The following is a 15,521-nucleotide window of genomic DNA, read 5'->3' as shown; positions in this document are numbered from 1 at the left end:
AGCAGGAATATCTCCTTGTAATCGAGAATAGTTTTTATTGTACACAATAATAGCTTTTTAAGTAACAAGGAGGATCCAGGAATGGAAATATTAAAAGTTTCAGCAAAATCAAACCCTAATTCTGTAGCAGGAGCACTTGCAGGTGTATTAAGAGAGCGTGGTACAGCCGAGATCCAAGCAATTGGAGCAGGAGCATTAAACCAAGCTGTAAAAGCAGTTGCAATCGCTAGAGGTTTTGTTGCACCAAGTGGTGTTGACTTAATTTGTATCCCTGCATTTACGGATATTCAAATCGATGGGGAAGAGCGTACTGCGATTAAATTAATCGTTGAACCTCGTTAATAATAACAACCTGTAAGCCAAAAGCGAGCAGGTTGTTTTATTTTGTATTTTTATTAATCCAAATAACGATTTTATAAATATGATAAAATAGTTTAAAAAATCTAAAAAATATTGGGAGGATGCAACGTAATGAAAGTATTCGATGCGCATTGTGACGTACTAATGAAATTATTAGAAGAGCCTTCAATCAATTTTCAGAATGACGAATCATTACAAGTCTCTGTTGAAAAGTTACATAATGGACAAAGTAAAGTCCAGTGTTATGCAATTTATATTCCTGAAAGTGTGCATAAATTAATTAAATTTGATGCAGCACTGCAATGTGTAACACTTTTTTACGAGAAAATCGCAACTGAAAATAACAATATTAAGGTAATACTAACAAAAGATGATGAGACAAGCTTAAAAGCAAACGAAATGGGTGCCATTTTAACACTAGAAGGTTGTGACGCATTATTAGGTGATATTAATCGTTTGAAAATTCTTCATCGTCTAGGAGTTCGTAGCGTCGGTTTAGTTTGGAACTTCGCAAATGAAACTGCAGATGGTATTCTTGAAGAAAGAAATGGTGGTTTAACAAATTTTGGTAAGAGTGTAGTTCGTTATTTAAATGAGCATAATATGTGGTGTGATCTATCTCATTGTAGTGAAGCAGCATTTTGGGATGCGTATCAACAAGCGAAGTACCCAACAGCGACTCATTCGAATGCAAAATCAATTTGTAAAAATCCAAGGAATTTAAACGATGAACAATTGAAGGCTATGTTTAGTAGAGATGCAATTGTTGGTATAAACTTTTATCCGCCATTTTTAGTTGATAATGGAACGGCGTTGATTTCAGATATTATTAAACATATTGATTATATGTGTGCACTTGGTGGAGAGAATTGTATTGCAATGGGCTCCGATTTTGATGGAATTGAAATCCATCCTACTGATCTAAATCATGTTGGACTTTATCAAAATTTAACAAATGAATTGCTAAAATTCTATACAGAAGAACAAGTCAAAGGCTTTATGTACGAGAATTATTCATCCTATATTCATTTTAAATAATGGGTTATTTGTTCAGAATAATATAAATATAAAAATTATAGGAATAATTTCTCTCAAAATCATTGATTTTTTTGAATATAAGGTCTAGAATTGAAAGCGAATTAACTCATATCAATTGATATGTTTTAGATCGCTTTCATTCTTTTTATAATAAAATGAATGATATGCACAAATCATTTAAATTAACTACGAATGAGGGCATTCAAAGGGGTGTAGGAAATGATAGAACAACTTTCATGGAAAGTTGGAGGACAACAGGGTGAAGGTATCGAAAGTACAGGAGAAATTTTTGCAATAGCGCTTAACCGTTTAGGTTATTATTTATACGGTTACCGTCATTTTTCTTCTCGTATAAAAGGTGGTCACACAAACAATAAAATTCGTGTAAGTACAACTGAAGTTCGCGCAATTTCAGATGACTTAGATATTTTAGTAGCTTTTGACCAAGAAACAATCGATGTGAACTTTTATGAATTACGCAAAGGCGGTATTGTAATCGCTGATGCTAAATTTAATCCAACAATTCCAGATTCAACGGATGTAACGCTTTATTCTATTCCATTTACTGATTTAGCAACTGAACTTGGTACTTCTTTAATGAAAAACATGGTTGCAGTTGGAGCTTCAAGTGCAATTTTAGGTCTTTCAATTGATGTATTTAAAGAAGTTGTTGATGAAATCTTTGGTAAAAAAGGTCAACAAATTGTAGACAAAAATATCGAAGCTATTGCACGCGGAGCAGAAGAAATGAGAGAAATGCTTGGCGTAAATGTAAATAAAATGCAATTAGCAGGCGCAGATGGTAAAAAACGTATGTTCTTAATTGGTAATGATGCAATCGCAATGGGAGCATTAGCTGGTGGATCTCGTTTTATGGCAGCGTATCCAATTACACCTGCATCTGAGATTATGGAATATTTAATTAAAAAACTACCTAAGTTTGGTGGAGCTGTAATTCAAACTGAAGATGAGATTGCTGCATGTACAATGGCGATTGGTGCAAACTACGCTGGTGTACGTACATTAACAGCTTCAGCTGGTCCTGGTCTATCACTAATGATGGAAGCTATCGGTCTTTCAGGTATTACTGAAGTACCACTAGTAATTGTTGATACTCAACGTGGTGGTCCAAGTACAGGTCTTCCTACAAAACAAGAACAATCTGATTTAATGGCTATGATCTACGGTACTCATGGTGAGATTCCTAAAGTTGTAATCGCTCCAAGTACAGTAGAAGAAGCATTCTACGATATGGTGGAAGCGTTTAACGTAGCTGAAGAATATCAAGTTCCTGTAATCTTAATTACTGATTTACAGTTATCTCTAGGTAAACAAACAGTTGAACCACTTCAGTTTGAAAATGTTCAAATTCGCCGTGGTAAATTTGATTTCAACCAAGAGCTTCCTGTATCTGAAAATAAAGAGTACTTCAAGCGTTATGAAGTGACTGAAGATGGAGTTTCTCCTCGTGTAGTACCAGGTATGAAAGGTGGAATTCACCACGTAACTGGTGTTGAACATGATGAAATGGGTAAACCTTCAGAGTCACCAATTAACCGTAATCAACAAATGGATAAACGTATGCGTAAATTAAATAACCTTCGTTTCCCAAATTCAGTATTAGTTAATTCAAAACATGAAGATGCTGACGTATTATTAGTTGGTTTTAACTCAACTCGTGGTGCAATTGAAGAAGCAATGGTTCGTTTAGAGCAAGATGGAATTAAAGTAAATCATGCTCATGTTCGCTTAATTCACCCATTCCCAACACAGGAACTATTACCAGAGCTTAAAAAAGCTAAACGTGTAATCGTTGTTGAGAATAATGCAACTGGTCAATTAGCTAGCATTATTAAAATGAATTGCGGTCACGCAGAAAAGATTTCAAGCTTATTAAAATATGATGGAAATCCTTTCTTACCAAAAGAAATTTACAACACTTGCAAGGAAGGAGTTGTTCTAAATGGCAACATTTAAAGAATTTCGTAATAATATCAAACCTAACTGGTGCCCAGGTTGTGGAGATTTCTCCGTACAAGCTTCAATTCAACGTGCAGCAGCAAATGTTGGTTTAGAACCGGATAACCTTGCAGTAGTTTCTGGTATCGGATGTTCTGGTCGTATTTCTGGATATATTAATTCTTACGGTTTACATGGTATTCACGGTCGTTCACTTCCAATTGCACAAGGTGTAAAAATGGCTAACCGAGATCTAACAGTTATCGCTTCAGGTGGTGACGGTGATGGATTCGCAATCGGTTTAGGTCATACAATCCATGCAATTCGTCGTAACATTGACATTACTTATATCGTAATGGATAACCAAATTTACGGATTAACAAAAGGTCAAACTTCACCACGTAGTGATGTTGGCTTTAAAACGAAAAGTACTCCACAAGGTTCAGTTGAATCAGCACTTTCTGTAATGGAAATGGCTTTAACAGCTGGTGGAACATTCGTAGCTCAAAGTTTCTCAAGTGATTTAAAAGAGTTAACTTCATTAATTGAGCAAGGTATTAACCATAAAGGATTTTCATTAATTAACGTATTCAGTCCTTGTGTTACTTACAATAAAGTAAACACTTACGATTGGTTCAAAGAAAATCTAGTTAAGCTTTCTGATGTTGAAGGTTATGATCCTTCAAATAAAGAAATGGCAATGCAAACATTAATGCAAAATAAAGGTTTAGTAACTGGTCTTATCTATCAAAATAAAGATCAAAAATCATACCAAGAATTAATTTCTGGTTACAGTGAAGATCCACTAGTTGGAGCAGATCTTCAATTAGAAAAAGATCAATTCGAAAAATTAGTAGCTGAATTTATGTAATAAATTAAAACTCCTCAAATATGAGGAGTTTTTTTATTGAATTCATAGAAAAATAAGAAGAAAAGTATAATTCGTATATGTTTGTTGTATAGTAATAATAAAAATTCGGAGTTATTGTATGAAAACAAATCTTAAACAATTAGGTTTAATATGTTTCATAATTTTTTTGTTATTGCCAAATATGTTAGTGAAAGCTGATTATATAAATTATTTTTTTGGAAGTAAGACTATTCGTTTTAAAGGAAGTAATCCAAATTGGGATATTGTCTTTCAGGAAAATTTAATTGGAAGCGAAATCGGATATGAAACTCAATTAAAATATAAAGGCGAAATGCCTTCAACTTATCATCATACTAAATCGCTTTATAGTATTTCAGATAATCAATTTGGAGCCATTTCACATCATTTTTCTCTTAACAAACAAGGTGCGTACCATCAAAAAGTGACTGATTGCAGTGGTTGTCAGTTTATAGATGAGAAAGAAAAATATATTAATGCTGAAATAATTTGGAATAATCAAATTGATCTAATTAAGTTAAAGAAAATAAACTAAAAACTGATATTTGGACTACTTTATATCAGTCTCAAGAACTTACATTATGAAAGCGCTTAAAAATCGTTGGAACCAATTCGACTTTATTTGTAAATTTTTATGCTGGAATACTTGATAATCGACCTTTCTTTTTTGCGTAAGTTACATTGTATATAGTAGAATAACGTTATATACTAGAGTAATGTGTGAACGTTGTAATGAAAGGAGATTGTTTATGAACGAACAACAACGCCTCCAGGGCACTACTATAAATAATTCAAAAGATAAAACTGATAAAGACTATAGCAAATATTTTGAAAAAGTTTACCAGGCTCCTTCTTTAGCTGATGCGAAACGTCGTGGTAAGGAAGAAGTTATGTATGATCGTGGATTTGAAATTCCTGAAGAAATGAAAAATTCGGGTGTGGGTAAGAAATTCTTAATCCGTACTTATGGCTGTCAAATGAATGAGCATGATACGGAAGTAATGGCAGGTATTTTTACCACTATGGGATATGAAGTTGCAAGCTCAGTTGACGATGCAGATATTATTCTATTAAATACGTGTGCAATTCGAGAAAATGCTGAGAATAAAGTTTTTGGAGAAATAGGACATTTAAAACCTCTTAAACTTCAAAGACCTGATCTTTTAATTGGTATTTGTGGTTGCATGTCCCAAGAAGAAGCAGTTGTAAACCGAATTCTTCAAAAACATTCATTTATTGATATGGTATTTGGTACTCATAATATTCACAGATTACCATTTATTATTCAAGAAGCAATGTTTAGTAAAGAAATGGTAATTGAAGTATGGTCTAAAGAAGGGGATGTTATAGAGAACCTTCCAAAAGTCCGTCGAGGAGAAATAAAAGCTTGGGTTAATATAATGTACGGTTGTGATAAATTCTGTACGTATTGTATCGTTCCATACACTCGCGGTAAAGAACGTAGTCGAAGACCTGAAGATATCATCAATGAGGTACGTGAATTAGCTCGCTTAGGATATAAAGAAGTAACATTACTAGGTCAAAACGTAAATGCATATGGAAAAGACTTTGACGATCTTGAATATGGTCTAGGTCACTTAATGGACGAAATTCGTAAAATTGGTATTCCACGTGTTCGTTTTACAACGAGTCACCCACGAGATTTTGACGACCACTTAATTGAGGTGTTAGCTAAAGGTGGCAATTTAATGCCGCATATTCACTTGCCAGTTCAGTCAGGTAGCTCAGAAGTACTTAAAATGATGTCTCGTAAATATGATCGTGAGCATTATCTTGAACTAGTAAAAAAATTAAAAACTGCTATGCCAAATATTTCATTTACAACCGATATAATAGTTGGATTCCCAAATGAAACGGATGAACAATTCGAAGAAACGATGACTCTTTATGAGGAAGTTGGATTTGATTTAGCATTTACATTTATTTATTCACCACGTGAAGGTACTCCTGCTGCGAAAATGATTGATAATGTTCCAGAGTCCGTTAAAAAAGCACGTTTACAACGACTTAATGCTGTTGTGAATGAAAAGGCTGCTGAATTTAATAAAGGTTTCGAAGGTCAAATAGTAGAAGTATTAGTTGAGGGTGAGAGTAAGAAGAATCCTGATGTTCTTGCGGGATACACTCCTTATAATAAACTTGTAAACTTTAGAGGCCCTAAATCAATTGTAGGACAAATAGTGAAAGTAAAAGTTACAAAAGCAAAAACATGGTCATTAGACGGAGAATTAATAGAAGAAACAGTTGAGGTGCTATAATGAGTAAATTTACGAAAGCAGATATCGTTGAACGTGCGAAAGAATTAGCAGTTATGATTTCTGAAACAGAAGAAGTAGACTTTTTTAAACGTGCAGAAGCACAAATTAATGAAAGCCAAACAGTTAAATCATATATTGAAGAAATTAAATCATTACAAAAACAAGCTGTTAATCTAGAACATTGGGGTAAAAAAGAAGCCCTTAAAAAGGTTGAACAAGAGCTTGATGAAGTAAACGAAAAATTAGAATCTATTCCAATCGTACAAGAATTTCAGTCTTCACAAGTAGAAGTAAATGATTTGCTTCAACTAATTGCTCACACGATTTCAAATGGAGTGACAGATGAAATTATTAAGTCAACTGGTGGAAACTTATTAAGCGGTGAAACTGGTTCGAAAATTGCAAATAGCACAGGCTGCGGTACTGATAGCTGTAGTAATTAAAATAAAAAACACAACATGCAAAGATCTTTGCTGTTGTGTTTTTTTATGTCCATAAGAGCATCCATCATTCTTATTTGCAATAGTATTTAATTATTCGCTTGTAGCATCACTAGTCTTTTTGTTCGTAGAGCCTAAACTTTTTATTTGGTTCTAAACTTTTTGGCGCATCTAAAGTAATGTCGATATCAGTATTATGTTTATTAATATTTTTTTTAATGACTTAGATGCATAATCACTCGATAAAATTCATCTACTAAATAATCAATATTTTTTCCATTAGTGAATCCTGCCAAAAATATAAACATCTAATTTAAACCATTTGTTTTTAATTTATGAGGACAGAAGTTGAATGGTGAGACGTGTTTTTCATCATTTTTAATTGATAAATCAATACTAGTTCGTGATTAGTTTAATTAATAATAATGAAGGAAATCGAATGATGATGGTCTACTTTTATTAATTTGAATGATTATTTTCTAAAATCTTGAAATTACAGTCAACTTTATTAGGCTCTCGTCATACAATTTATCATCACATGTTTTTTTAACTTGTATAAAAGAATTTTCATATCATTAACACATTCCGCTAATGTCACGCATAGAATGAAATGAAAATGGAACGAGGAGGGTCATACCTATGTCTGAACACAGAGAGATTATAACGAAGGCAGTCGTAGGAAAAGGCAAGAAATATAATAAAAGTACTCATACAATTACACCAAGTCATGCACCATCAAGTATACTAGGCTGCTGGGTTATTAACCATGTATATGATGCAAAAAAAGTAAAAGATGGAGTAGAAGTATCAGGCAAATATGATATTAATATTTGGTTTTCGTTTAATGACAACACGAGAACAGAGGTTGTACAAGAGTCAGTAAAGTATCATGAGCATGTGAAGTTAAGATTTAGAGATGATAATTTTACTGGTGAAGATTGTGAAGTAATTGCAAAGTCTTTAAAACATCCAAATTGTTTAGATGCTATTATTTCTCCGAATGGCAATCGATTTATCGTTACTGTAGAGAAGGAAGTATTAGTTGAAGTCGTAGGAGAGACTAAAGTAGTTGTTGTGATCGCTCCTGAAGGAACTCATCATGATGACGATTTCTTCGATGGTGATGATGAGTTTGAGGAATTAGATCCAGACTTTATGTTAGAAGGCGAAGAAGAGTAAACGAGGCTAGGAAGGTTAAACTTCCTAGCTTTTTCCTTGTTCATCATAACGAAAATGAATGGTGAATATTCATATGAACTTCTCATAAGGAAGAAAGAAAATGTGATATAATATGCAAAGAATGTTTTATGATGGAGAGGATAACATGGCAACGTATACGCCTATGATAGAGCAATATTTAAATATAAAGAAAAATTACCAAGATGCTTTTTTATTTTTTAGATTAGGTGATTTTTATGAAATGTTTTTTGAAGATGCAATCAAAGCATCTCAAGTGTTAGAAATTACATTAACAGGGCGTGCAGGAGGATCTGACGAGCGTATTCCTATGTGTGGAGTACCATATCACTCTGCTGCTGGATATATTGAACAATTGGTTGAGAAGGGCTATAAAGTAGCAATTTGTGAGCAAGTTGAGGATCCTACAGTTGCTAAAGGTGTTGTGCGAAGAGAAGTAGTACAATTAATTACTCCTGGAACGCAAATGGAAGGTAGAACAATTGAAGAAAAACAGAATCATTATATTTCTTCTCTAATGGAGTTCTCTTCGAATTCTTATGGATTAGTGTGGATTGATTTAACAACTGGAGAAGGAAATGCACTTTTACTAAACGGTTCTTTAGATGAAGCAGTTTTAAAAATAGCAGCAACTGGAACAAAGGAAGTAGTAGTGAGTGATGATTTTTCATCAAAAGCGATTCAAACTCTTGAAAAGAGCTTTTCTATTACAGTCTCATTTGAAGCTAATGATAGCCTGACAGATGAATTTAAAAATGTTGTTAAAGGTATTGATCAAGCTAGTTTACGAAAATCAGCTGCACGGCTATTAAATTATTTATCAAAGACTCAGAAGCGTACACTTTCTCATCTTCAAGAAATTATGGTTATTAATCAACATGATTTCTTAAACATGGATATGTATTCAATGAAAAATCTTGAATTAATTGAGACACAGCGATCTAAAAGTAAACAAGGCTCATTAAATTGGCTCCTAGATGAAACGAAAACGGCGATGGGTGGTCGTTTACTAAAAAAATGGATTCAACGTCCTTTAGTTAACCAAAAACAAATTGGAAAAAGATTAACAATTGTTGAATTATTAATGGATCATTATTTCATCCGAGAAGACTTAAAAGAATTATTAAAAGAGGTTTATGATTTAGAACGATTGGCAGGGAAAGTTTCTTTTGGAAATGTTAATGCAAGAGATTTATTACAATTAAAGCGTTCATTACAAACAATTCCATCGATTGTCCTTGCACTTAAGTCAATCGATCATGAAGAAATTGAAAACTTGATAAATGAGATTGACCCATGTGAAGAGCTTCAAGATCTATTAGAAAATGCAATTCTTGAAGATGCACCATTATCTATCAAAGAAGGTAATATGATAAAAAATGGTTATCATCAAACTTTAGATGAATACCGTTTTGTAAGTAAAAATGGTAAGAATTGGTTAGTGGAGCTTGAGCAAAGAGAACGAGAAATTACTGGAATTAAATCATTAAAGATAGGCTATAATCGAATTTTTGGATACTATATTGAAGTTACAAGAGCTAATGTAGCTCAACTGCCAGAGGGTAGATATGAGCGTAAACAAACTTTAGCGAATGCTGAACGATTTATTACTGAAGAATTAAAAGAAAAGGAAACATTAATACTTGAAGCTCAAGAGAAAATGATTGGTTTAGAGTATGAGTTATTTATTTCAATTCGTGAACAAGTAAAACAGTATTTATCGAGACTTCAAAAATTAGGACAAGTTATTAGTCAAATTGATGTTTTACAAAGTTTCTCAGTCGTAAGCGAAAAGTATGGATATGTAAAACCTACATTTACATCAAAAAGAGAATATATTGTAACAAACGGTCGACACCCTGTTGTGGAGCAAGTTTTAACGGAAACTGAATATATTCCGAACGATACGAATCTAGATGTGGATACGCATCAATTTTTAATTACTGGACCGAATATGGCCGGTAAGAGTACGTATATGAAGCAGGTTGCTTTAATTAGCATTATGGCTCAAATTGGATGTTATGTACCTGTTGAAACAGCAAAACTGCCTATATTTGACCAGATCTTTACAAGAATTGGTGCAGCTGATGATCTAATTTCGGGCCAAAGTACGTTTATGGTTGAAATGTTAGAAGCAAATTATGCAATCACAAACGCAACAGAAAAGAGCCTGATCTTATTCGATGAAATCGGTAGAGGAACATCGACTTATGATGGTATGGCACTTGCTCAAGCAATGATTGAATATATTCATAATCATATTGGGGCTAAAACATTATTTTCAACTCATTATCACGAGCTTACAATTTTAGCCGATCAATTAACATATTTAAAAAATATCCATGTGGCGGCAAAAGAGCAAGAAGGAAAAGTATTATTTCTTCATAAAATCTTTGAAGGAGCAGCTGACCAAAGCTATGGTATTCATGTAGCTGAATTAGCAAATCTTCCTAAAGACGTTATTAAAAGAGCGAAAGAATTACTAAGTGACTTAGAATCGCAAAATCATCAACCATTAATAAAACAAAAAGATGTAAGTATTGTTGATATTGAATTAATTAAGAGTGAAACAAAACAAACAGAAATTATTGCTGAAAAATCAACTGATGTGACTAAAGATGAGTCACTTGCACAATTAAGTTTCTTTAAAGATGATCAACCAAAAATAAAAGAGGTTATAAAAAGTCATCCTGTAATCGATCAGTTAAAAACAATTAATTTATTAGAGTTAAACCCTATGGAAGCTTTTAATTTATTATATGATCTTCAAAAGCAAGTTAAGAAATAAAAGGGGGCCATCTAGGCCTTTCTTTTTATTCAGAAAGGAGGATGCTTATGTCAAAGATAAAAAAATTAGATGAGATATTAGCCAATCAAATAGCCGCAGGTGAAGTAGTTGAGCGTCCGGCATCAGTTGTAAAAGAATTGCTTGAAAATGCGATAGACGCAAATAGTACACGTATTTCAATCGAAATTAGTGATGGTGGTCTTTCAAGAATCTATATAAGTGATAATGGTGAAGGTATGTCAAAAGAAGATAGTATTCTTGCATTTGAACGTCATGCAACTAGTAAAATTAAAAATGAAAATGATTTATTTCGAATTCGTACGCTAGGGTTTCGAGGTGAAGCACTACCGAGTATCGCTTCAGTAAGTTACGTTACTGTAAAGACAGCTACTGAAGAAGGACTTGGTATTGAAACAATATTAAAAGGCGGAGTTCTACAATCTCAAATCGAAATTGCAAAGTCAAAAGGCACAAGTATTGAAGTTTCAAATCTATTTTTTAATACGCCAGCAAGATTGAAATATATGCGGACAGTCCAAACAGAATTAAGTAATATAACGGATGTGGTGTATCGATTGGCATTAGCAAATCCGTCTATTGCTTTTGATTTAAAACATAATGAAAAATTAATGTTTCGCAGTAATGGAAACGGTGATGCAAGACAAATATTAGCATCTTTATATGGCCTTCAAATTGCAAAAAACATGGTTCATTTCAAGGGAGAATCATTAGATTTTCAAATAGAAGGCTACTTATCTATGCCTGAATTTACTCGAGCTACACGAAACTATTTATCTCTTTATGTAAATGGTCGTTATGTAAAGCATTATGGTGTTAATAAATCTATTAGTGAAGGCTATCATACTTTACTTCCAATTGGTCGATTTCCAATTGTAGCTCTTTTTATAAAGATGGATCCGCAGTTAGTTGATGTAAATGTACACCCTACGAAACAAGAAGTCCGTTTTAGTAAAGAAGAACAACTGTATACACTTATAACTGAAAGTATTAAAAAAGTATTTAGAGGTCGCTCATTAATTCCTGAAATAACTAGATCAACTCCAAAAGAAAAAGTGATAAGTGAACAGTCTACATTTTCATTTGAACACACGTCAAAAGAAGAGTTTGACAAGAAATTACCTTTCTCTTTACAATCAGATTCTTATCCTAGTACTGAATATTCGGCTGAATCGACTAACGAAAATAAAACGAATATAGATGATTTGCAAGATACTTTGCATATTGAAGAGTCAATTGATTATGAGAGCCTCTATTTTAATAAATCTAATTCGAATTTAGATCAAGAGGTTACAAATATAGTACAAAATAAAACTAATCATCAAAATGAAGAAACTGTTTTGATTAATGAAACTGTTTATGACGAGGGAAATATTGATCAGTTACCTCCGCTCTATCCGATTGGACAGATGCATGGAACATATATAATTGCTCAAAATGAGAATGGACTTTATTTAATTGATCAACATGCAGCTCAAGAAAGAATTTATTATGAATACTTTAAAGAAAAGATTGGTGAAATTGCATCAGAACTTCAAACTTTATTGATTCCAATTACGTTTGATGTATCTCCTGAACAAGCTATTCTTTTAGATCAATACCATGATGAGCTACAGGAAGTTGGTCTATTCATTGAAAAATTTGGTTCTAATAGTTATGTCATACGTGAGCATCCGAATTGGTTTCCTGATGGACAAGAAGAAACATTAATCGATGAAATGATTCAAGAACTTTTAAAACGAGGAACGATTAATATTAAGAAATTAAGAGAAGAAAAAGCAATTATGATGAGTTGTAAGGCATCAATTAAAGCAAATCAATATATTACAAACGATGAAATTTTTAGTTTGTTAGAATCATTAAGAAAATCAACAAATCCATTTACATGTCCACACGGACGCCCAATTGTCATTCATTTTAGTTCGTATGAACTTGAAAAAATGTTTAAGAGGGTAATGTAAACGACTCAAGAAATTGAGTCGTTTTTTAATATGCACTGTATAGCCTATTTTCAAGGCTCTGTTCAAAATAATGTTGATTTCCATAACAGGAATGCTCCATTTTCTTGGAGCGAGAGATTAGTCTCCTGGGCTGGCCTGCGGGGTATCATCCTTCTCGTTACTCCAAAAGATTTCTCAACCTTCCACTCCAATCTCATTAGTCACGCTTTAAACTAATTTTGTTAAATCTTTCAGAACGATGTGTTTGTTTAATTTTAACAATAATCATTAACAGAGTGTTTATCAAAATGCGAAAAAAGTACAATTTATATAAAATTTATAAAATTAAATTATCTGTATTGAATATTGATTTGTTTAATAGTAGTGGATTTGATAAACTAATCTTTGGTATGACTATTGTTCAGGAGGAGAATCTTAATGATTAACAAAATTGGTAAAGTGACTGTTTATGTTCAAGATCAAGAACAAGCAAAAGATTTTTGGATAAATAAAATGGGCTTTGTGTTAAAGATTGAAATGCCAATGGGTCCAGATGCTAAGTGGATTGAAGTAGGACCAAGTGAAGATGAATTTACTACTTTTGTACTTTATTCTAAATCATCAATGGAACAATTTAAACCAGAAAAAATAGCACATCCATCTGTTATTTTGAGTACAACTGATATTGAATCTGCATATGAAAAAATGAAGCAAAATGGTATAAAAGTTGACGACATGATGAGAATGCCTTATGGATCAATGTTCTCCTTCTATGATCAAGATGGCAACGATTATTTATTACGAGAAGATAAATAAATCATATAGAACATACATACAAAAAAAAGAGTTGCTTCCAGATGGAAGCGACTCTTTTTTTAGATTAGCTTATCAAACTTAATTCGTTTATTTAAATAATACATTAATGGTATGCCGATAGTCATTACAAGAAATTCACCAATAGCAGTCGTTAAATAAGTAATAGGGAATGGAAGTCCAAATGCTAGTTTGAGCTCAATAGCAATGAGGAACATCGAGATTGTAAAGACGATTGTATTAATAATCATTCTGGGAATAATAGCCTTAATAAACTTAGTAGTTACAATCGTTATTAATAATGAGATAATAGTTTGTCCTACACCAAAAATTAAATCGTAAGCCACCATAGGTGAGAAGAATAAGTTCGCTAAAAATACGCCTAATACAATTCCAAAGATGTATTTTTTATTAAATACAACTAGATGATTAAACATTTCGGATAATCTGAATTGGATATTTGAGAATCCAAAAGGCTGAATAAAATAAGTAACCGCAATATAAAGTGCAGCAAATACACCATTTACTGCAATTGTTTTTAACTTCATTTTCATTTCTCCTTAGTTTTTTTCCGTGGGAGGTTTTCGAACCACGTATTATAATATTTTTAGAATTAAATTTCTATTGTATAATCATATAATACCTCTGTCAATTGAATTTCTGAATAAATTTGTGAACTAAAGTTCAAAAAATAGAATGAAAGAAACGTATGTTATACTGATATAATAAAATTAACGATTGATTTTTCTTTCAAATAAAACCGAAAGGACTGACAAGATGAGTAATAATAAAGAACCTTATATATTAGTTTTTGGTGTTTCTATATGTGATATTATCGGTTTTACGAAGAAAAATTATCGACCATTTGATTCTAACCCAGGTAGTGTCAAATTTTCATTTGGTGGAGTCTGTCGTAACATAGCTGAAAATATGGCTAAAATTGGTTTAAATACAAAATTCATATCGGTTCTTGGAGACGATATAAATGGAATGAACATGTTAAATCACGCAAAAAGGTTAAATATTGATATGAGCGATACGTTAATAATAGAGGGAGAATCCACTCCAACATATTTAGCTATATTAGATGAATGTGGTGAAATGGTTTCTGCGGTTGTTGACTTAAAGATCACAAACAATTTTACAAATGAATTTATAAATTCTAAAGCAGAGGTTATTCGAAATGCGGAATATATGGTTGTAGATGCCGATAATCCAACAACCTTGGCATATTTATTAACAGCGTTCCATAAGGATACAAAATTTATACTTGATCCTGTATCAGCAGCGAAGGCATACAAAATAAAAGATTACATTAAATATTTTCATACAATTAAACCAAATCGTCATGAAGCAGAAGTTTTATGTGGATTTGAAATCAAAACGATAGAAGATGTTCGAAAAGCTGGAAATTACTTTAGAGAAATCGGCGTACAGAACGTTTTTATCAGCTTAGATTCAGAAGGGATATATTATCATAACGGGATTGAAGAAGGAATTATAAAAGCAAATGGAATTTCAGTCGTAAATGTTACAGGAGCGGGTGATGCACTTGTTGCTGGGATTGGTAATTGTTATATGAAGAACATGAATATAGTAAATACTGTTAAATTTGCGGTATCAATGTCATCTATTACAATTTCGCATAAAGATACGATTAACCCAAATATGTGTTATGATCTCGTCAACAATCATGTTAATGAATTAAGTTGGGAAGAAATAAATTTTTAAAATTTTTGATAGATGATTTTCAGAATCTGAAAATGTAAAAAAAGAACCTTGTTTTTGCAAGGTTCTTTT

General features: G+C 32.5%; 13 protein-coding genes and 1 riboswitch. Of the genes, 12 read left to right on the top strand and 1 reads right to left on the bottom strand.

The window, feature by feature from the left end; genetic code table 11:
- The first annotated feature begins 81 nt into the window (after positions 1-81).
- The 11 genes from spoVS (at position 82) to B7R65_RS02380 (ending at position 13,724) form a co-directional block, all read left to right on the top strand.
- Positions 82-342, top strand: coding sequence for a stage V sporulation protein SpoVS (spoVS, locus tag B7R65_RS02430; RefSeq protein WP_088041153.1), 261 nt, complete (start codon positions 82-84; stop codon positions 340-342).
- Between the two features lie 129 nt (positions 343-471).
- Positions 472-1,398: a dipeptidase gene (locus B7R65_RS02425; protein WP_088041152.1), complete on the top strand. Its 927-nt coding sequence runs from the start codon at positions 472-474 to the stop codon at positions 1,396-1,398.
- Positions 1,399-1,617: 219 nt separating this feature from the next.
- Complete coding sequence (locus tag B7R65_RS02420; protein ID WP_088041151.1) at positions 1,618-3,375, top strand: 2-oxoacid:acceptor oxidoreductase subunit alpha; 1,758 nt, start codon at positions 1,618-1,620, stop codon at positions 3,373-3,375.
- Complete coding sequence (locus tag B7R65_RS02415; RefSeq protein ID WP_088041150.1) at positions 3,362-4,228, top strand: 2-oxoacid:ferredoxin oxidoreductase subunit beta; 867 nt, start codon at positions 3,362-3,364, stop codon at positions 4,226-4,228. The genes B7R65_RS02420 and B7R65_RS02415 overlap by 14 nt, the downstream gene beginning before the upstream one ends.
- Before the next feature lie 118 nt (positions 4,229-4,346).
- Positions 4,347-4,781 (top strand): hypothetical protein, encoded by a 435-nt coding sequence (locus tag B7R65_RS02410; protein ID WP_088041149.1) that lies wholly within the window; start codon positions 4,347-4,349, stop codon positions 4,779-4,781.
- A 214-nt stretch (positions 4,782-4,995) separates the two neighbouring features.
- Positions 4,996-6,525, top strand: a complete 1,530-nt coding sequence (gene miaB / locus B7R65_RS02405) for a tRNA (N6-isopentenyl adenosine(37)-C2)-methylthiotransferase MiaB (RefSeq protein WP_088041148.1) — start codon at positions 4,996-4,998, stop codon at positions 6,523-6,525.
- On the top strand, positions 6,525-6,968 hold the full coding sequence (locus B7R65_RS02400; RefSeq protein ID WP_088041147.1) for a YlbF/YmcA family competence regulator: 444 nt from the start codon (positions 6,525-6,527) through the stop codon (positions 6,966-6,968). Before miaB ends, B7R65_RS02400 begins: the two co-directional genes overlap by 1 nt.
- 636 nt (positions 6,969-7,604) lie before the next feature.
- The gene (gene cotE / locus B7R65_RS02395; RefSeq protein WP_088041146.1) at positions 7,605-8,144 is read left to right on the top strand and encodes an outer spore coat protein CotE; all 540 of its coding nucleotides are present in this window, start codon (positions 7,605-7,607) and stop codon (positions 8,142-8,144) included.
- Between the two features lie 145 nt (positions 8,145-8,289).
- Positions 8,290-10,950 carry a DNA mismatch repair protein MutS gene (mutS, locus tag B7R65_RS02390; protein WP_088041145.1) on the top strand — a complete coding sequence of 887 codons (2,661 nt, stop codon included), beginning with the start codon at positions 8,290-8,292 and terminating at the stop codon, positions 10,948-10,950.
- 47 nt (positions 10,951-10,997) lie between these two features.
- Positions 10,998-12,929 carry a DNA mismatch repair endonuclease MutL gene (gene mutL, locus B7R65_RS02385; RefSeq protein ID WP_088041144.1) on the top strand — a complete coding sequence of 644 codons (1,932 nt, stop codon included), beginning with the start codon at positions 10,998-11,000 and terminating at the stop codon, positions 12,927-12,929.
- Between the two features lie 417 nt (positions 12,930-13,346).
- Positions 13,347-13,724, top strand: coding sequence for a VOC family protein (locus B7R65_RS02380; protein WP_088041143.1), 378 nt, complete (start codon positions 13,347-13,349; stop codon positions 13,722-13,724).
- Between the two features lie 59 nt (positions 13,725-13,783).
- Here B7R65_RS02380 and B7R65_RS02375 read toward each other — a convergent pair whose 3' ends face one another.
- Positions 13,784-14,269, bottom strand: coding sequence for a QueT transporter family protein (locus tag B7R65_RS02375; RefSeq protein WP_088041142.1), 486 nt, complete (start codon positions 14,267-14,269; stop codon positions 13,784-13,786).
- Between the two features lie 6 nt (positions 14,270-14,275).
- Positions 14,276-14,320: riboswitch (PreQ1 riboswitch) on the bottom strand.
- Positions 14,321-14,498: 178 nt separating this feature from the next.
- Here B7R65_RS02375 and B7R65_RS02370 point away from each other — a divergent pair.
- Entirely contained in the window at positions 14,499-15,452 is a 954-nt protein-coding gene (locus B7R65_RS02370; RefSeq protein WP_088041141.1) for a carbohydrate kinase family protein, read from the top strand.
- The last annotated feature ends 69 nt before the right edge of the window (positions 15,453-15,521 follow it).

The sequence above is a fragment of the Bacillus sp. EAC genome (assembly GCF_002156875.1).
In the GTDB taxonomy this organism is placed as follows: domain Bacteria; phylum Bacillota; class Bacilli; order Bacillales; family Bacillaceae_G; genus Gottfriedia.
This window is presented reverse-complemented; position numbering and strand designations above follow the sequence as displayed.